The sequence below is a fragment of the Oceanimonas sp. AH20CE76 genome, from assembly GCF_039654065.1.
GTDB classification, from domain to species: Bacteria; Pseudomonadota; Gammaproteobacteria; order Enterobacterales; family Aeromonadaceae; genus Oceanimonas; species Oceanimonas smirnovii.
The window spans coordinates 2,087,537-2,104,521 of the sequence record NZ_CP155481.1 but is presented as its reverse complement, the minus strand read 5'-3'; the positions used below and the strand labels follow the sequence as shown (position 1 = coordinate 2,104,521).

The 16,985-nt window shown below is 52.4% G+C and carries 17 protein-coding genes; 6 read left to right on the top strand and 11 right to left on the bottom strand.

Features of this window, described 5'->3' with window-relative positions; all coding sequences use genetic code 11:
• Positions 1–39: 39 nt before the first annotated feature.
• The 9 genes from dctP to rbsD form a co-directional block, all read right to left on the bottom strand.
• Entirely contained in the window at positions 40–1,071 is a 1,032-nt protein-coding gene (dctP, locus tag N2M06_RS10265; protein WP_208321660.1) for a TRAP transporter substrate-binding protein DctP, read from the bottom strand.
• 116 nt (positions 1,072–1,187) lie between these two features.
• The gene (locus N2M06_RS10260) at positions 1,188–2,102 is read right to left on the bottom strand and encodes a LysR family transcriptional regulator (RefSeq protein WP_346350711.1); all 915 of its coding nucleotides are present in this window, start codon (positions 2,100–2,102) and stop codon (positions 1,188–1,190) included.
• A gap of 16 nt (positions 2,103–2,118) precedes the next feature.
• Entirely contained in the window at positions 2,119–2,994 is an 876-nt protein-coding gene (locus N2M06_RS10255) for a DMT family transporter (RefSeq protein ID WP_346350710.1), read from the bottom strand.
• A gap of 46 nt (positions 2,995–3,040) precedes the next feature.
• The gene (locus N2M06_RS10250) at positions 3,041–4,045 is read right to left on the bottom strand and encodes a substrate-binding domain-containing protein (RefSeq protein WP_346350709.1); all 1,005 of its coding nucleotides are present in this window, start codon (positions 4,043–4,045) and stop codon (positions 3,041–3,043) included.
• A gap of 3 nt (positions 4,046–4,048) precedes the next feature.
• Positions 4,049–4,960 carry a ribokinase gene (gene rbsK / locus N2M06_RS10245; RefSeq protein ID WP_346352175.1) on the bottom strand — a complete coding sequence of 304 codons (912 nt, stop codon included), beginning with the start codon at positions 4,958–4,960 and terminating at the stop codon, positions 4,049–4,051.
• A 13-nt stretch (positions 4,961–4,973) separates the two neighbouring features.
• Positions 4,974–5,855 (bottom strand): ribose ABC transporter substrate-binding protein RbsB, encoded by an 882-nt coding sequence (rbsB, locus tag N2M06_RS10240; RefSeq protein WP_346350708.1) that lies wholly within the window; start codon positions 5,853–5,855, stop codon positions 4,974–4,976.
• A 26-nt stretch (positions 5,856–5,881) separates the two neighbouring features.
• Positions 5,882–6,847 (bottom strand): ribose ABC transporter permease, encoded by a 966-nt coding sequence (gene rbsC, locus N2M06_RS10235; RefSeq protein ID WP_019935598.1) that lies wholly within the window; start codon positions 6,845–6,847, stop codon positions 5,882–5,884.
• Positions 6,844–8,346 carry a ribose ABC transporter ATP-binding protein RbsA gene (gene rbsA / locus N2M06_RS10230; protein WP_019935599.1) on the bottom strand — a complete coding sequence of 501 codons (1,503 nt, stop codon included), beginning with the start codon at positions 8,344–8,346 and terminating at the stop codon, positions 6,844–6,846. The genes rbsC and rbsA overlap by 4 nt, the downstream gene beginning before the upstream one ends.
• A gap of 8 nt (positions 8,347–8,354) precedes the next feature.
• Entirely contained in the window at positions 8,355–8,774 is a 420-nt protein-coding gene (rbsD, locus tag N2M06_RS10225) for a D-ribose pyranase (protein WP_317075338.1), read from the bottom strand.
• Positions 8,775–9,014: 240 nt separating this feature from the next.
• Here rbsD and miaE point away from each other — a divergent pair, with 240 nt between their 5' ends.
• Both miaE and N2M06_RS10215 read left to right on the top strand, forming a co-directional pair.
• Positions 9,015–9,806, top strand: coding sequence for a tRNA isopentenyl-2-thiomethyl-A-37 hydroxylase MiaE (gene miaE / locus N2M06_RS10220; RefSeq protein ID WP_317075339.1), 792 nt, complete (start codon positions 9,015–9,017; stop codon positions 9,804–9,806).
• 208 nt (positions 9,807–10,014) lie between these two features.
• Positions 10,015–11,097: a hypothetical protein gene (locus tag N2M06_RS10215; RefSeq protein WP_346350707.1), complete on the top strand. Its 1,083-nt coding sequence runs from the start codon at positions 10,015–10,017 to the stop codon at positions 11,095–11,097.
• 32 nt (positions 11,098–11,129) lie between these two features.
• Here the strand turns inward: N2M06_RS10215 and fabG are convergent, their stop codons facing one another.
• Complete coding sequence (gene fabG, locus N2M06_RS10210) at positions 11,130–11,885, bottom strand: 3-oxoacyl-ACP reductase FabG (RefSeq protein ID WP_346350706.1); 756 nt, start codon at positions 11,883–11,885, stop codon at positions 11,130–11,132.
• A 144-nt stretch (positions 11,886–12,029) separates the two neighbouring features.
• On the opposite strand from fabG, the gene N2M06_RS10205 reads away from it, so the two are divergent.
• The 4 genes from N2M06_RS10205 (at position 12,030) to N2M06_RS10190 (ending at position 15,861) form a co-directional block, all read left to right on the top strand.
• On the top strand, positions 12,030–12,524 hold the full coding sequence (locus N2M06_RS10205) for a nucleoside deaminase (RefSeq protein ID WP_346350705.1): 495 nt from the start codon (positions 12,030–12,032) through the stop codon (positions 12,522–12,524).
• A 262-nt stretch (positions 12,525–12,786) separates the two neighbouring features.
• Complete coding sequence (dcm, locus tag N2M06_RS10200) at positions 12,787–14,169, top strand: DNA (cytosine-5-)-methyltransferase (RefSeq protein WP_346350704.1); 1,383 nt, start codon at positions 12,787–12,789, stop codon at positions 14,167–14,169.
• Between the two features lie 5 nt (positions 14,170–14,174).
• Positions 14,175–14,696 carry a very short patch repair endonuclease gene (locus N2M06_RS10195; RefSeq protein WP_346350703.1) on the top strand — a complete coding sequence of 174 codons (522 nt, stop codon included), beginning with the start codon at positions 14,175–14,177 and terminating at the stop codon, positions 14,694–14,696.
• Positions 14,635–15,861: a type II restriction endonuclease gene (locus tag N2M06_RS10190; protein ID WP_346350702.1), complete on the top strand. Its 1,227-nt coding sequence runs from the start codon at positions 14,635–14,637 to the stop codon at positions 15,859–15,861. Before N2M06_RS10195 ends, N2M06_RS10190 begins: the two co-directional genes overlap by 62 nt.
• 143 nt (positions 15,862–16,004) lie before the next feature.
• Here the strand turns inward: N2M06_RS10190 and N2M06_RS10185 are convergent, their stop codons facing one another.
• Positions 16,005–16,940 carry an HNH endonuclease gene (locus N2M06_RS10185; RefSeq protein WP_346350701.1) on the bottom strand — a complete coding sequence of 312 codons (936 nt, stop codon included), beginning with the start codon at positions 16,938–16,940 and terminating at the stop codon, positions 16,005–16,007.
• Positions 16,941–16,985 lie beyond the last annotated feature (45 nt).

Sequence of the window (16,985 nt, the reverse complement as noted above, 5' to 3'; positions counted from 1 at the left end):
CCGTCAGGCCGCCTGAAAGGTAGGATGTTGAAGAAAAAATCAGAGCTTGCCGGCGTCTTCCAGAGCAAGGTCTACCCATTTCTGCTCAATGTTTTGTTCCTTGAGCCAGCTAATGTAGGAAGGCTTGGCCTTTTCCTGGAACTGCGTCAGCTCTGCGGCTGTCGGGCGATACACTTCCATGCCCTTATCGGCCAGGAATTTAACGCGCTCTTCTACTTTAGACTCGACTGACTCGCGGTTGAGCTGGTTGGCTTCAGCCACGGCTTCTTCCAGTGCCTGGCGCTGTGCCTCGGGCAGCGACTCAAGCAGCTCGCCATTGGCGACCAGGAACTGGTCGGAATACTGAATATTGGCCAGGGTCAGGTGTTGCTGCACTTCGTGCAAGCTGCCCAGAATAATGTACATGGGAGGGTTCATCTGACCATCGGCCACACCGGTTTTCAGTGCCATGTAGACTTCGGTCCAGGGAATGGGGGTACCGGAAGCACCAAAGGCGTCATACAGAGCTACTTGGCTTTTATCCATGGCACGGAAGCGCAGACCGTTAAAGTCATCCGGTGACTTGATTGGGCGCTTGTTGTTGGTAAATGCAAGGAAACCACCCTCTTCTACCACTGCCAGCAGGTGAGTTCCGGTGCGGGCGGTAAACTCCTGCTGGGAAGCCTTCCAGTATTCGCCTTCGTCAAAAAAGCGGCGGGCATGATCAAAATCGCGGAACAAAAAGGGAATCGAGCTGGCATAAATTTCCGGGAATACAGGAGAAATGCCGGCAAAAGAGGCAATGTTCAGGCCGGGAGCAGCCATCACTTGTTCCATCCGTTGCACTTCTTCCCCCAGCATGCTGTTGGGATACAGGGTGAGTTCCAGTTCACCGTCGGTTTTTTCTTCCACCAGTCGTTTCAGGTTGCTGGCAAACAGGTGAACCGCATTTTTTTCTGCATCCGGGGCGCCATTGTAAGACAGATCGATGGTAGTGGCAGCCTGAGCTGCACTGGCCATCATCAGGCTGCCGGCACCCAGAAGGGTGACCATGGCCTTGCGCAGGGGAGAGAGAGTAAAGGATACGTCCATTGAATGATCTCCATATCGTGATACAGGTTGGTGTACAGATTCAGGTTAGGTGTTGAGATGTTGACTTTTCAATAGTGAAAGTGTTGATATTTAGACAACACTAACAGCGGTGGTGGTTATTTGATCTGGCTGAAGAACAGCATTCCCTCGCTCAGATGCCGGAGCAGGCGTTCGCCAGCCACTGTCAGCTCGCGGCCTTTGTGGCTGACGATATGGGCTTTGGCTTCTGCCAGCACCGGGTGTGGTGCCGGTAAACAGACAATTTTCCCTGCCAGCACTTCCTCATGCACGGTGAGCCTGGGCATGAATGTCAGCCCCATACCTGACAGAACAAAGTTTTTGAGCACGGACACCGAGTTGGTTTTTAGCTGGGGTTTGAAACGGATGTGCTCCAGTTGTTCAACCAGCATGGGCAGTTGCCCCATGCCAAACTGTTGATCTATCAGCGCCAGCGGATAGTTCAGGATGTCGTGAATGTCGGGCCGCCCCTTACGTGTAATCGGATGTCCTGGTGGGGTGATCAGGTCCAGTGGACGGTTTCGGGTTACGTGAGAGACGAGCTCGGGATCCGGCTGAGGTGCGTAGACCACCGCCAGATCAACAACATCTTCTTTTACCAGTCTGACGGCTTCATTGGCCCCGGCCATTTCCACCGAAATAGCGATATCCGGGTAATGCTGCATAAAGCTTTGCAGCGGTGCCGAGATAAGATCCGCAATAAAGCCTTCTCCCACCGCCAGGGTGACCTGACCACGACGCAGATCCTGTAATGCTTCGATCCGGGACAGGGTCGCGTCTTCACTCGCTTTTTGCTGACGATACAGGGAGATCAACTCTTCGCCGACCTCGGTTGGCATAAAGCCTTGGCCGCTTCGATAGCCTATCGGCAGGCCTATTTCCTCTTCCAGCTGATGCAGTTGCCGGCTGATGGCCGAGACGTCAATGTTCAGTCTGGCGGCGGCCTTGCGCAGCGAGCCCTGACTGGCGACTTCATTGAGATAGCGAAGTGCCCGCGGGTTGAGTTTCCACATGAAAAACGATCCTTGATCAGGCCCGCACGGGGGCGGAATTGAATGAGCGGCGGTCCAGTATAATTTTGGCGACCATGGCCAGCAGCACAATGGCTCCGCCCAGCAAGCCCAGGTTGCCTGGCCGCTCGCTTAAGAACAACCACACCAGCAGGGTGCCGAACACGGTTTCCAGCAGCATCAACAGGCTCACTTCCGCCGAGGGCAGATAGAGCGGCCCGCGTTGTATCAGCGTAAAGCCAATGGGCAGTAATATCAGGCACAGTAATATCAGCCAGCCCATGTCAACGGCTCCGGGCAGCATGACCCGGCCGCTCCATGCAAAAAGCAGCAAAAAGGTGAACAGGCCACTTAATGCCAGCATGGGGCTCATGTCTGTGCCGGGTTTGCTGCGGGCCAGAGTCAGGTTGCCTGCCAGCCCCAGAGCGGCCATGAGTGCCAGCAGGTTGCCGGTGGTGGAGCCGGATCCGGCATCGTCCAGCACAATCAGACTGATGCCAAACAGGCAGGCGATAATGGCCAGCCAGGTGTGCAGCGGCAGTCGTTCACCTAAAAATACCCGGCTCAGCAGGGCAGCAATCAGCGGTGAGCTGGCCAGGATCACCAGCACATTGCCGGCCTTGGTAAAATGATTGCCCAGCACAAAGCCCAGGGTACTGAAGGTAAACAGCAAGGCGCAGCCCAGGCCGGTCTTGCCACAGGCCAGATAGGAGCGAAACCAGTGGCGGCGGTAGCGTGCCACTACAATCAGCCAGAAGCCGATGATATTCAGCAGCCCCCGCCACAACACCAGCTGCTCCGGCGGTATATCAATCAGCCGCAGCAGCAGGGCATCGGGAGAGATAATTAACACGCCAAGGGCGGTGAGCAAAAATCCTTTCTGTCGTGCGTCCATCGTTCACCAGTTTAACGGCAAAACCCAGAGGCTAACGCTACGGGGATTAAATGGCCAGTCTGGCAGTACTTTCCCGTACAACCAGAGCTGGTGCCAGGGGCAGTACCCGTCTGGGCACCTCGGGATGATGAATGCGTTCCAGCAGTGTATCTACCGCCAGTGCACCAAGGGCAGCTTTGGGCTGCTCTATGCTGCTGAGCCGGGGTACCAGAAAGCCGGCCAGTTCAATATTGTCATAACCGATCACCGATATGTGTTCCGGCACCCTGATACCGGCATCGGCCAGCGCCCGCAGGGCACCGGCAGCCATCATGTCGTTGCAGGCAAAAATGGCGCTGGGGCGGTTGGCTTGCTGCAGAATACGTCCCATGGCCTGCTCACCGCCTTCCAGCTCAAAACCACCCTGCTGAACCCAGTCGGGGTTAACAGCCAGGCCGGCTGCGGCCATGGCGGCATAAAAGCCGGCCAGTCGTTCATCACTGGCACGCTGACCGGACGGGCCAGTGATGCAGCCAATGTGGCGATGGCCCAGTGCCAGCAAGTGTTCGGTAGCCAGCCGGCCGCCTTCGTGACCCGAGTCTTTGATTAAATCGGCATTCAGTTGTGCCGGCCCCCAGTCTGCCATCACCATGGGCATGCCGGCGCGATGTTCAAAGGCGCTCTCATCCGGGCTTGCCTGAGTACACATCACTATTATGCCGTCTACCCGTTTTTGCTGCAGCATATCGAGGCCGGCCTGCAGGCGGCTGACATCACCGCCAGTGTTGCACAGCACCAGACTGTAGCCCAGCTCATAGCAGCGCTGCTCCACACCCTGTACCACTTCGGCGAAAAACGGGTTGGTGCTGGACGTGACCAGCATGCCCAGTGTGCGGGTATGATTGACTTTAAGACTGCGCGCCAGTGCCGAAGGCGTATAGTGCAGCTCATGAATGGCCTGCTGCACCCGCTGCGTGATTTCTGTACTGACAAAACGGGTTTTATTCAGCACGTGGCTGACAGTGGAAGTAGACACTTGTGCCCGTTTGGCCACGTCCTTGATGGTGGCCATTAATTACTGCTCCAGCATGGCGTTGATGTCGGCCTTGTAAGGAATGGAGGTCTGAGCGCCGGGGCGGGTCACGGAAATGGCCGCGGCGGCCTGGGCAAAGCGAACTGCCTCGGACAGCGGCAGCCGCTGCTGCAGCGCGGCCATCAGGGCACCATTAAAGGTATCGCCGGCGGCAGTGGTATCCACAGCCTTGACGGCAAAACCGGGAATGCGCCGGCCATGGCCCTGCTCACTCAGCCAGACGCCGCGGGCCCCCAGCGTAATCATCACGATGGCAATGCCCCGGTCGTGCAGCGCCCTGGCGGCGGCCCCGGCACCGGCCTCGTCGCTGACCGCTATACCGGTGAGGCGCTCGGCTTCGGTTTCGTTGGGGGTAATGATGTCTACCAGGTTCAGCAGCTCGTCAGGCAGTGCCTGAGCGGGGGCAGGGTTAAGAATCACCTGCGCACCCTGGTCGCGGGCGGTTTTGGCTGCGGCCAGATTGGTTTCCAGCGGAATTTCCAGCTGCAACAATAGTTGCCGGCAGTGCAGGGCGCTGCTGTGGCGTTGCAGCTGTGCCGGAGTCAGTCCGGCATTGGCACCGGGAGCCAGGGCAATGGTATTTTCACCATTGTTGTTAACCTGAATAAGGGCAACGCCTGTGTTGACACCCGTTATGGTATCTATGGCCGTTATGTCTATGCCATCCTCAGCAAAGCCCTGTATCAGGCTGGCAGCGAGAGCATCCTCGCCCACACAGGCCACCAGCCGGGTGCGGGCACCCGCTCTGGCGGCAGCAACCGCTTGGTTGGCTCCTTTGCCGCCGGGCACAATGCGATAGTCACTGCCGGTGAGCGTTTCCCCGGGGCGGGGAAACTCGGGCAGGCGGATCACATGATCGATATTAATACTGCCGGTTACGGTTAACGTCATGATATCAGTTCCTGAATTACTTGCTGATCACCTGCAGTGGCACCGGAATATGGTCGGCCACGGTATCGCCTTTCAGTATTTTGTCGGCGGTTTCAATTGCAATGGCACCAATTTCACCAGGCTGCTGAGCAATGGTCGCTGCCAGCCGGCCGCCCTGCACGGCCTTGATGCCGTCTTCGGTGCCGTCAAAGCCTACAATCAGCACGTCTTGCTTGTTGACGGCCTGCAGCGCACGCAGAGCACCCAAAGCCATTTCGTCATTCTGGGCGAATACCGCCTGTACATTCGGGTTGCCGGTCAGCAGGTTTTCCATCACGTTCAGACCTTTGGTGCGGTCAAAGTCGGCAGGCTGGCTGGCCAGCAGCTGAAAGTTGTGTTCGCTGACGGCTTGAGCAAAGCCAGCCCCGCGTTCCCGGGCGGCACTGGTGCCGGCAATGCCTTCCAGCTGAATGATTCTGGCGCTATCGCCGATTTGCCCGGCAATAAAGTCACCGGCCATTTTGCCGCCGGCCACGTTGTCGGAAGCAATGTGAGAGACCACATCCCCCCGGTTGGCGGCGCGGTCCAGCGTCAGCACCGGCAGGCTGGCGCGGTTGGCCAGACGAATGGCGTTGGCCACGGCATCGGAGTCGGTGGGGTTGATCAGCAGCACTTTGGCACCGCGCACATTGAGATCTTCCACATTGGCCAGCTCTTTGGCCGGATCGTTCTGGGAGTCGAGCACAATCAGGTTATAACCCAGCTCGGCTGCCTTCTTTTCCGCCCCTTCCTTCATGGTCACAAAAAAGGGATTATTAAGAGTGGAGATCACCAGTGCAAGCGTATCCTGAGCATAGGCACCGGCGGTCATGGTGGCGCTTACCAGGGCGGCGGACAGCAGTGTGGTCAGTTTTTTCATGATGACGTTCCTTTTCAGTGTGTGAGTTACTTGTTTTTGGTGTCGACCAGTACCGCCAGCAGGATCACCGATGCCTTGGCGATCATCTGATAGTAGGAGGAGACATCAAGCAGGTTCAGTGCATTGTTAAGAAAACCGATAATGAGTGCACCAATCAGGGTGCCCATAATGGCACCCCGGCCACCGGCCAGACTGGTGCCGCCCAGCACCACGGCAGCAATGGCGTCCAGCTCATAGGAGGTGCCGGCAGTAGGCTGAGCCGATGACAGCCGGCTGGTGACGATAATGGCAGCCAGCGCCGACAGCATGCCGCAGATGGCATAAACCCCCATTTTGACTCTGTCCACATTAATGCCAGACAGCCGGGCTGCCGCTTCATTACCGCCTACGGCATAAATATAGCGACCAAAGCGGGTGTGATTAAGCAGGTACCAGGCACCCAGAAACGTGATGGCCATCAGCCATACCGGCACCGGAATACCAAATACATAACCGGTGCCAAACCAGGCAAAGAGATCGCCGGCATCAGTGAAGCCGGTGGAAATGGGGCGGCCGTCGGTATACACCATGGTTATGCCGCGCAACAGGGTCATGGTGACCAGGGTAGCAATAAAAGCCTGAACCCGGCCCTTGGCAACAATGACACCACTTACGCCCCCTAGGGCAAAACCTGCCAGCAGCACGGCCGGCAGCGTCACAAAAACAGGCAGTTCCATGGCCACCATACTGGCAGCAAATGCACCGCACAGGGCCAGCACCGAGCCCACACTGAGATCGATGCCGGCGGTCAGGATGACCAGGGTCATGCCCACGGCAATAATGGCGTTCACCGAGGTCTGGCGCAAAATATTAAGCATATTGTCCAGGGTGAAAAAATGCGGATTGATCAGTGATACCACCCCAATCAGCAGGATCAGGGCAATCAGCGACTTCTGGGCAATCAGCCATTCCTTGCTGAACCAGCGACGGCCGGGGTTGAGAGTGGAGTTCATGCCTTTTCCTCTTGTTGCGTCTGGCCCACGGCGGCGGCCAGCAGTTGTTCCTGAGTGGCCTCGGCGGCCTTGAATTCACCGGTGACCCGACCTTCGTGCATCACCAGAATACGGTCGCTGATGCCCAGTACTTCCGGCATGTCCGACGACAGCAGCAAAATGGCCATGCCCTGCTGTTTGAAGCGGTTAATCAGCTGATAAATCTCTTTTTTGGCACCCACGTCTACGCCGCGGGTGGGTTCGTCCAGGATCAGTACGCGGGGATGGGTCATCAGCCCCTTGGCAATGGCTACTTTTTGCTGGTTACCTCCGGAAAGATGACCAATCAGCTGCTCCCGGCCCGGTGTTTTGATATTGAACAGACCGATAAACTCGTCTACTGCCTCGCGCTCGGCTCCGTGCAGCAGCTGTGGTCCCTTACTGAACTCTCCCAGCGCCGACAGGCTCATATTGGCCAGTACCGACAAACCCAGCACCAGGCCATCGCCCTTGCGGTCTTCGGAAATATAGGCAATACCGGCATTCAGGCCCTGATGGGGCGTGCCGGCCCGATAGGGCTGGCCGGCCAGTTGGGTCCGGCCGCCAGTGCGGGGCACAGCACCATAAAGAATGCGGGCAAGCTCGGTACGGCCGGCACCCATCAGGCCGGAAAAGCCGACAATTTCACCTTCATGCAGCGTAAAACTCACGTCACTGACGCCGGGGCCGCTGAGTTTTTCCACTCGCAGTACTTCCTTGCCGGCCGGCTGCACCAGACGCGGATATTGCTCGTCAAGGCGGCGGCCCACCATCATTTCAATCAAGGTATCTTCATCGATTTCGGCCACCGCTTTTTCACCAATCCATTTGCCGTCACGCAGCACGGTAATGCGATCGCAGATTTCAAAGATTTCAGCCAGCCGGTGAGAGATGTAAACAATGCCACAGCCATCCTGACGCAGCTCTTCAATCACTCGAAACAGAGCGCGGGTTTCCGTGTCGGTGAGAGCGTCAGTTGGCTCGTCCATAATGATGACATCGGCGTTAAACGACAGTGCCTTGGCAATTTCCACCATTTGCTGGGCTCCGATGCTCAGATCGCCAACCCGGGTTTTGGGGGAGTGTTTTATTTGCAGCCGGTCCAGCAGGGCCTGAGCATCGGCATACAGTTTGCGCCAGTTAATTCGACCCAGCGCTGCTGTGGGCTCGCGCCCCAGAAAGATATTTTCGGCAATGGTGAGGTGAGGCAGCAGGTTCAGCTCCTGATGAATAATGCCGATGCCTGCTTCCTGAGACTCACGAGGCCCCTTGAAATGACAGTGCTGGCCCCGGTATTCAATGGTGCCGGCGTCGGCCTGATAAATACCGGTCAGCACTTTCATCAGGGTGGACTTGCCGGCGCCGTTTTCTCCCATCAGCGCCATGACCTGACCGGAATAAACATTTAAACCGGCCTGATCCAGTGCCTTGACGCCAGGAAAGGCTTTATCAATGCCGGAAAGGGACAATATCGGATTCATAATTTTCCTCAGAAGGGGACACCGGCGCACAAAATAAGGTTAGCGTAGGGAGTGCACTCGCCGGTGCGAACCACTGCCCGGCTATGGCCGGTGCGCTGCTTGAATTCAGTATGGCTGATGTAGCTCACAGTAATATCGCGACCCTGCGCAGAGGCGGCGGTGGCAATGTGAGCTAACAGACGCTGATGCAACCCGGGGCTGACGGATTTTATTTCTGTGGCCAGCACCACGGCTTCCAGCTGCAGCTCGGTGAGCAGGGCCGTCAGAGTGTCTTCAATACCCGGCAGGCCGGGGCAGATAGCCAGATCAATGCGTGGCACATCGGCAGGCACCGGCAGGCCGGCATCGCCCAGCGTTACTTCATCGGTATGGCCAAGGCTGGCCACCAGGGCAGAGAGCTGACTATTCAGCAGAGTGGTCTTTTTCACGACTGGGCCTTTTCTGGGAAATTATTCGGCGAATCGGTTACGCAAACGATTCGATAGCTGAATTTTAGGTAAAACCCAAAATAATGTTAGGCGAAAAATCATGTTTCGCTAAAAACCGTGATCAAAGTCAAATTTTTTTTGGCTGTGCCGGAAGACTAAAAAATCCGGTATCGGGCTGCCTTGAGAAAAGTGAATTGGTACACTGCGGGCCGCCGTGTATTGCACTTAACAGGTAACATAGTGAACGCCAGATCAGTTAATGCCGAATACAGCCAGTTACTGGCCCCCATTGATGACTTTCTGCATTGCGCCACCCCCAAAGCCTGGCTGGATGAAGCCCGAAAGCCGGAACGGTTACCGGTGTTGCTGGTGGATCATGCCAACTGTGAAATGAAAGCGGCCATGAGTGCCCACAGCCTGGTGAGACGCTATTGTCTGCCCAGGGAGCAGCGCAAGTTATTGCCTAACCTGGATTTTTATAAGTCACTGGATGCGCTGCCGGAAAAGGGAGAGGTGCTGGGCAAACAAACTCAAACAGCGGATAACCGCCGGGTGTTTGACGAGCTGGCTAAAAACGACCTGCTGGTAAAAATGGTGCGGTTAATTCAGGAAGAACTACACCATTTTGAGCAGGTACTGGAGATAATGGAGTCTCGTCATGTGCCTTACAGTACGCTGTCAGCGTCTCGCTATGCCAGGGGTATGCTGGCGCATGTGCGAACCTTTGAACCGGCAGCGATTGTAGACCGCCTGATCATAGGCGCTTATATAGAAGCGCGCTCCTGTGAGCGTTTTGCCCGGCTGGCACCTTTTCTGGATGAAGAGCTGAGCCGCTTTTATGTGTCATTGCTGCGCTCTGAAGCTCGCCACTATCAGGACTATCTCACACTGGCCCGGGACTATGCCGGAGCATGCATAGCGGATCGAATCGCCTTTTTTGGCGAGCAGGAAGCGGCGCTGATTCAATCGCCTGATCCCCTGTTTCGTTTTCACAGTGGTGTGCCAGGTTCAAGCGCACAGGGCGGCCGCTGATCGAATGTTAAAGACTATCGTCTGCACACTCTGAATCATGCCGGCAAACCAGTACCTGAATAACGCCTTGTATCCGACCAAGGTTTAATACTGTTGGCAGATGTCTTCTGATAAGGTCGCCCGCTTTGCTGTGCGGCGAAATCATGTTTTACTCTTTTGCCCATTAGTGTTGTTGTATTTTGGTTAAAGAAGGGACAGGCAGACGATCATGTGGAATATCATCAAAATCGCCAGTGCATTTATTGGCATCATTGTGGGAGCAGGGTTTGCTTCCGGGCAGGAAGTGCTGCAGTACTTCACCAGCTTCGGTTACCTGGGAACAGCCGCGGCCGTGGTAGCCACTGCGCTGTTTGCCTATCTTGGCATGATGCTTACCTGGCTGGGCAGCCGCACTCAAACCCGTTCTCATAAAACCGTGGTATATCAGATTAGTGGCCGCTATCTGGGCGTGATTGTGGATGGCGTTATCATCTTTACCCTGTTTGGAGTGGGTGTGGTCATGATTGCCGGTGCCGGCTCCACACTCAATCAGCAATTTGGCTTGTCACCTGTGGTGGGCAGTGTGCTGATGACACTGATGATGGGGACTACCCTGATGCTGAATGTAAAACGGGTAGTGGGTCTGATTGGCAGCATTACGCCGTTTTTGGTACTGGCGCTTATCCTTATCTGTATTTACAGCCTGTTTACCATGGAGCGCAGCTTTGAAGAGCTGGCCCCCATTGCCGAAGGTATTGAGTCGACTCTGCCGCACTGGCTGGTGTCGGCGGTGAACTATGTGTCGTTTAATATTGCCGTGGGTGCAGCCATGTCACTGGTTATGGGCGGTGCCGAGCCCAATGCCCGTATCGCCCGCTGGGGCGGTCTGCTGGGGGGAGCCGGTGTGGGCGTGATGATCATGATCAGCCATTTGGCCATGTTCTCGCAAATTGATGTGGTGGCAGGCTATCCGTTACCGCTGCTCAAAATCATAGACGGCATTTCACCCTGGCTGGCCAAGGCCATGGCCTTTGTGCTGTTTGGCATGATTTTCAGTACGGGTGCCAGCATGTTCTATGCCTTTGTTGCCCGTTTTGTAGAAATGCGTACGCCGGCGGCAAACCGTTTCAGCATGGTAACCATGGTGGTGGGCTTTGTGGCCAGTTTTGCCGGCTTTACTCAGCTGGTGGCGTTTTTCTATCCGCTAATCGGCTATCTTGGCCTCTTTCTGGTGGGCGCACTTATCTATGCGCCACTGCGACTGAAGCGTGCCGGTGACAAAATATTGCAGCCGGTCTCCGACACCCAATAAGCAGATAAAAGGCCCGGTTTTACCGGGCCTTTTTATTGTATTGCTTCCGGTGACTCGGGGAGTATCTGTCCACCATCCACAATCAGGGTTTGACCGGTAATATACCGAGCTTCTCTTGATGCCAGAAAGCAGGCGGCATGGCCAATGTCGTCAGGCGTGCCCAGAGTATGAGTGGGAATGGCCGCCCTCATTTGCGCTAGGTAGTCCTCACCCTGGGCCTGCAGTCCTTCGGTGAGAATATTACCGGGCATCACAGCATTGATGGTAATACCGTCACGGGCACACTCCAGCGCCGCGCTGCGCATAAAGCCCAGCTGGCCGGCCTTGCTGGCGGCATAATGACTCCAGCCGGGAAAGCCGGTTACCGGTCCGGTAATGGAAGAGGTGATCACAATGCGGCCGTAGCCCCGGGTACGCATCACCTCCAGTGCTGCCTGCACCATAAAGAAAGTACCCTTGAGGTTGATATTGTGCATTTCATCCCAGTGCTGCTCTGTCATGGTGGCCAAGTTGCACTGAGGAAAGATCCCGGTGTTGGAGCACAGAATATCAAGTTGCCCAAAGTCCAGCTTAACCGCAGCAACAACCTGTTTGCAGCTTTCCTGGTTGGATACATCCAGATAAAAATAATGCGCACCCAGCTCCTTGGCGCTGGTCTTGCCGGCGGCCTCATCAATATCGGCGATCACCACGGTGGCACCAGCGTTGACCAGTACTTGTGCAATCCCCCTGCCTATACCTTTGGCTCCGCCCGTGACCAGGGCGACCTGTCCGGTTAAATCAAACATTTGCTCTCCTTGATTTGTTTGAAACATAAACAGCCATGCAAGCATAAACCGAAAATAAAAGGGGTGAGGCTGATCGACTTTTAAATTTTTAATTTCTTCAGTACCTTGAATAGCAGACTCATAAATTACTGCGAGGAGGTAAGCATGACCATATTCGAGCAGGATCTGCGCCATTTGCGTCGTTGTGTGGAGCTGGCCAAAGAGGCCCTGAGTGAAGGTGATATGGCCTTTGGCTCTGTGCTGGTATCCGCCGAGGGGAAAGTACTGGCGGAAGACCGCAATCGCATTCATACCTGTGAGTCCACCTGGCACCCCGAAATTGCCCTGGCCCGCAGGGCTGCGGAAAACCTGAGCGAAACCGAACGAGCCCGCGCTACGCTTTATACCTCAGGGGAGCACTGCCCCATGTGCTCCGCCGCTCATGCCTGGGCAGGTCTTGGGCGCATTGTATTTGCCAGCTCCGCCGGCCAGTTTGCAGCCTGGTGCGAGCAATGGGGCCAGGGTGCCTCACCGGTAAAGGCGCTGACCATTAACGACGTGGCCCCCGACATTCCCGTGGCCGGTCCGGTACCCGAGCTGGCCGAACAAATCCGCGAGCTGCACAAGCGCTATTTTGAGGGTGGTGGCCCGATCAGATAATGCCCCTTTGTGGCCGATCATTGGAGCGCAGGTCTTGTCTCTGAATAGGGGGCGGCCGCCCGTATTAGCGCCCGTCAGGGCGCTTTCTTTTTATCCTTTCAACACACTGAATTCCCTGAGCAACCACAACGGTAGCGGACAGCCACTACTGGAAAAATGATCATACTGTACGATACTGTATAAAAGATCAGGGCAAGGTTGACAGAAAGGGAGGAACGAGTGATCATGCGTCACACATTTTTCCCTTTCGGGGGAAGCAGTCATGGAGCAACTACCTTTGGATATACAGTCCTCAGAAGATCGCAGTGGCAAAGAGCTGATAGAAAAGCTGCTGGAGATTTATGATCAGAAATTTCTTGGTGAGTACCTGAATGGGTACTCTCCTGGCCATTGGTGCCGGGAGACCATCAATCGCTGGATGAAGGGGAAAGCCAATCCGGGGCTGAATATCGGTGAGTATGAACATCTGAAGAAGTTGCTTCCTGAAGAAAAAGTTACACCAGATACCGCAGACTTCCGTTTTATCGATCTGTTTGCCGGTATCGGTGGTATTCGTAAAGGTTTTGAAGAGCAGAATGGCCTGTGTGTGTTCACCAGTGAGTGGAACAAATATGCAGTCCGTACTTATAAAGCAAACTATGCTTGCAATGAAAAGTATCATGCTTTCAATCAGGATATTCGCGATATCACCTTAAGTAACGATGATGACGTCTCTGAGGAAGAAGCTTACAAAAACATAGACAGAATGATTCCTGATCATGATGTCCTTCTTGCTGGCTTTCCTTGTCAGCCTTTTTCTATTGCCGGAGTTTCTAAAAAAAATGCCATGGGGCGTGCTCATGGGTTTGAGTGTAAGACCCAGGGAACATTGTTCTTTGATGTTGCCCGGATTATTTCTGCAAAGAAGCCTGCAGCGTTCGTTCTTGAAAATGTTAAAAACCTTAAGAGTCATGATAAAGGAAAGACTTTCCGGGTGATCATGGAAACTCTGGATGAACTGGGCTACTGGGTATCTGACAGTGAAGAAATGGGCAGCGATGATCCAAAAGTAATTGATGGTAAACACTGGTTGCCTCAGCACAGAGAGCGTATTGTTCTGGTAGGATTCAGAAAAGATCTTGGTGTTCACAATGGTTTCACCCTGCGTGACATCAGGAAAATGATACCGGAAAGAAAGCCGAAGCTGGGTGAACTGCTTGATACAGATTACACACCTAACTATATACTTACGCCTAAGCTGTGGAAGTATCTGTATGATTATGCGGCCAAGCATAAGGCTGCTGGTAATGGCTTCGGCTTCGGTCTGGTAAATGAGGATACTACAGCCACCAGAACACTTTCAGCCCGTTATTACAAAGATGGATCTGAAATATTGTTAGATCGTGGCTGGGATTTTGAGAAAGACTTTGAAGATGAAGTTAATATGGCTAACAGGCCTCGCAGACTTACACCGGTAGAGTGCTCTCGCCTTATGGGCTTCAGCGAACCGGGAGAGGAAAGCTTCAGAATACCGGTTTCTGATACACAGGCTTATAAGCAGTTTGGTAACTCTGTGGTTGTTCCTGTATTCCGTTCAGTGGCTGAGCTGATGAAAGACCGGATTATGCAAGCTGTACAAATCAGCAACAGTAAAAATGTAGCCTGAGTTATATGGCTGATGTTCACTCCCCGGAAGTCAGAAGTAAGAATATGCAGGCTATCCGGGGACGTGATACAAAACCAGAGCTGATTATAAGAAAAGGTCTGCATCATCTTGGTTTTCGATATCGCATATCTCCGCCAGAGTTGCCCGGAAAACCAGATCTTTATTTCCCTAAATATAGGGCAGTTATTTTTGTTCATGGATGCTTCTGGCATGCTCATGGATGTTATATGTTTCACCTGCCTGCCACAAGAAGAGAGTTCTGGAAAGAGAAGCTTAATAAAAATATTCAGCGGGATAAAAAAGTAACTCAGTCGCTTCTTGATAAAGGGCTCAGAGTTCTTGTAGTGTGGGAATGCGCTGTTAAAGGTAGAAAGAAAATAAAAAAAGAATTGCTGCTGGACTGTATAGCCAGATGGGTTCGTTCGGGAGGCATACACTCAGTGGCTAATATAAATGGAGTAAGGGATGTTCGAGAAACTGAAGGATGTGTTCATAACTGCTGCGGAAAAATATCTGACGAGTGTTGATGCTGATCCTAAAAAATCAAATCAGCATGAAGTCGGGGGATTAAAAGGTGCAGGGTTTTCTGATTTCTTGGGGTATCCTGAGAATGGAGATAAATGGTATTTTCCTGTAACCATGGTCTACATTACGGATGATGACAGTGACCCTGTGATTTGTGAGGACACCATGTCATGGTACGATACTCGTTACAATCAACCGCACCGTTCAGCCGAGTATCGTTTATATTACCGAAGCAATGAAGTCACTCGCTTAATGAGGGCAGGTGATTTATTTATTATTGCGATGACTAAAGATAAAACGTTGTTGACTGTCTGTACCCCTGCCGGTAGTCAGTCAGAGTCACAGTTAAGAAGTATTTTTGGTTCGGCAAAAGAAGGAGAGGGTAACAGTCTGAAGCCTTTACCCGTGGGTGAGGGGTTAGTTGTTGCTCCGGTGAGATTAATGCTGGCCGAGTTGGGGATAGAGTTTTATATTCAGTCAGATTCCGATAAGGTTCTTCTGGAACGACTGATAGAGAAATTTGACTCCAAATTTCCGACCACAAAGAAGTTTTCAGATTTTTCAAGAAAACTTATTAAGGATAAAGTATCTGAGACAGATGATCCAGATAACACGTTACTTACATGGATGGGGAATGAAGAAAAGCTTTTCAGAATACTGGAAAGACATATTGTGTCTGAAAAACTGAAGGAGGGCTTTGGTGATGATGGAAATGATGTTGATGAGTTTATCAGGTTTTCTTTAAGTGTTCAGAACCGGAGGAAATCAAGAGTTGGTCATGCATTTGAAAATCATATCACCGAGATATTTCTAAAAAATAAAGTGCTGTTTGAGAAGGGGGTTTATACAGAAGGGAAACAAAAACCGGACTTTCTTTTCCCTTCACAAGTGGCGTATCTGGATCCTGGTTTCGATAATAAAAAACTTCATATTCTTGCTGCGAAAACGACTTGTAAAGAGCGGTGGCGACAGGTTCTGGCTGAAGCTGACAGGGTAAAAAACAAACATCTTATTACGCTTGAACCAGCTATATCCCGGGATCAGACAGAACAAATGATCAAGATGAATGTACAGCTTGTCGTACCCCAGGCATTGCATCAGACGTATTTGCCTGAACAGCAAGATGGTTTGTTGACGTTTAAAGAGTTTATAAACGTAGTCATATAGTAAGCGAGATATTTTTATCAACTATCATATACAGCAGTTTTCATGATGAAAACGATGAGCTACTGTCTGCTTCAGAGCGGAGTTGATTCTTGTCTATACTCAGTCATCAAGAAGTATATTATCCCTGTGCCATCTGATTGCATCTATATGTGGTTGAAGGCTCGTATCTTTTGGCTGGTAAATTTTTTACCGTCAAAAGCGGTCAATGAGTCATTTTGAGGAATGGCTTGTACAGATGCAGGTACAGTAACTGTAAGAGCATCAGTCAGGCCCCACATGCCACGATCAAAAGCCCAATGGTGCTTTCTGCATAATGTTAAACCGTTTCGAACATCATCTGGGCCGTTCGAGGCAACAGGGATAATGTGAGCCGCTTCAACTTCAGTATTGCTGCCAGCTGGAGAGCATAATCCTTCTCCGCATAAAGCACATTTATAGTTGTATTGATTGTTTACTGCCATAGCAAAGTCTTTTGAGCGTGCATTGCTTGTTGTCGTGATAGTAACTTTATTATTATAAGTTTTCGCTCGGAATGGATAGTTTTGTAGTTGTTGGCGTTGGTCTTTTGCTGCTTGGAGTCCTTCAGGTGTGATCGGATTATAATTTTTTAAGTCATGGGCATTTCTGTTTCCTGTTTCTATTGTATCATTTGGGAGAATAACAAGGCGAAGAAATTGATCATTAGCAAGGTTTTTCTGAACAATTAGCCAGTCACCAATTTCGGCCTCACTTAACCAATCTTTGATGTTTGTAGTAATTCTATATTCAGGAGAACGTTTAAGACCACGAGTTTCACAACGGAATTTAGAATTTAATTGTCCCCAGAATACATTTCCAACCCAAAGTTCTAGGTTTAAATCTATACTGAAACTAGCTGATTTGAGATCAGATTCTGGAAACTGTGGCATGTAATCCTTGAATCTAGAATTAATAAGTGGGCCACTTTGCTTGCTTTTTCTTCCATCAGCACCTTTTCGCCCCAGATCAGTCTTTGTCAGTTTTTTGTAGAAAGGATAGTCCCATTTAGAAGAAGAACCCAAGAAGCTCTTTAGGTTAGGAGTATTAGGGATTGATCTCATTATTTATTCTTCCTGAATTATAGTAATGCTTACGTAACCTAAAAC

What these genes read in the sequence shown, in the direction of transcription:
- N2M06_RS10205 (WP_346350705.1), top strand. Translation starts at nt 12,030, where the DNA reads ATGACCATATTCGAGCAGGATCTGCGCCATTTGCGTCGTTGTGTGGAG.
- rbsC (WP_019935598.1), bottom strand. Translation starts at nt 6,847, where the DNA reads ATGAACTCCACTCTCAACCCCGGCCGTCGCTGGTTCAGCAAGGAATGG.
- N2M06_RS10215 (WP_346350707.1), top strand. Translation starts at nt 10,015, where the DNA reads ATGTGGAATATCATCAAAATCGCCAGTGCATTTATTGGCATCATTGTG.
- N2M06_RS10250 (WP_346350709.1), bottom strand. Translation starts at nt 4,045, where the DNA reads ATGGCCACCATCAAGGACGTGGCCAAACGGGCACAAGTGTCTACTTCC.
- N2M06_RS10260 (WP_346350711.1), bottom strand. Translation starts at nt 2,102, where the DNA reads ATGTGGAAACTCAACCCGCGGGCACTTCGCTATCTCAATGAAGTCGCC.
- N2M06_RS10190 (WP_346350702.1), top strand. Translation starts at nt 14,635, where the DNA reads ATGTTCGAGAAACTGAAGGATGTGTTCATAACTGCTGCGGAAAAATAT.
- N2M06_RS10185 (WP_346350701.1), bottom strand. Translation starts at nt 16,940, where the DNA reads ATGAGATCAATCCCTAATACTCCTAACCTAAAGAGCTTCTTGGGTTCT.
- rbsA (WP_019935599.1), bottom strand. Translation starts at nt 8,346, where the DNA reads ATGAATCCGATATTGTCCCTTTCCGGCATTGATAAAGCCTTTCCTGGC.
- N2M06_RS10195 (WP_346350703.1), top strand. Translation starts at nt 14,175, where the DNA reads ATGGCTGATGTTCACTCCCCGGAAGTCAGAAGTAAGAATATGCAGGCT.
- dctP (WP_208321660.1), bottom strand. Translation starts at nt 1,071, where the DNA reads ATGGACGTATCCTTTACTCTCTCTCCCCTGCGCAAGGCCATGGTCACC.
- fabG (WP_346350706.1), bottom strand. Translation starts at nt 11,885, where the DNA reads ATGTTTGATTTAACCGGACAGGTCGCCCTGGTCACGGGCGGAGCCAAA.
- dcm (WP_346350704.1), top strand. Translation starts at nt 12,787, where the DNA reads ATGGAGCAACTACCTTTGGATATACAGTCCTCAGAAGATCGCAGTGGC.
- N2M06_RS10255 (WP_346350710.1), bottom strand. Translation starts at nt 2,994, where the DNA reads ATGGACGCACGACAGAAAGGATTTTTGCTCACCGCCCTTGGCGTGTTA.
- rbsB (WP_346350708.1), bottom strand. Translation starts at nt 5,855, where the DNA reads ATGAAAAAACTGACCACACTGCTGTCCGCCGCCCTGGTAAGCGCCACC.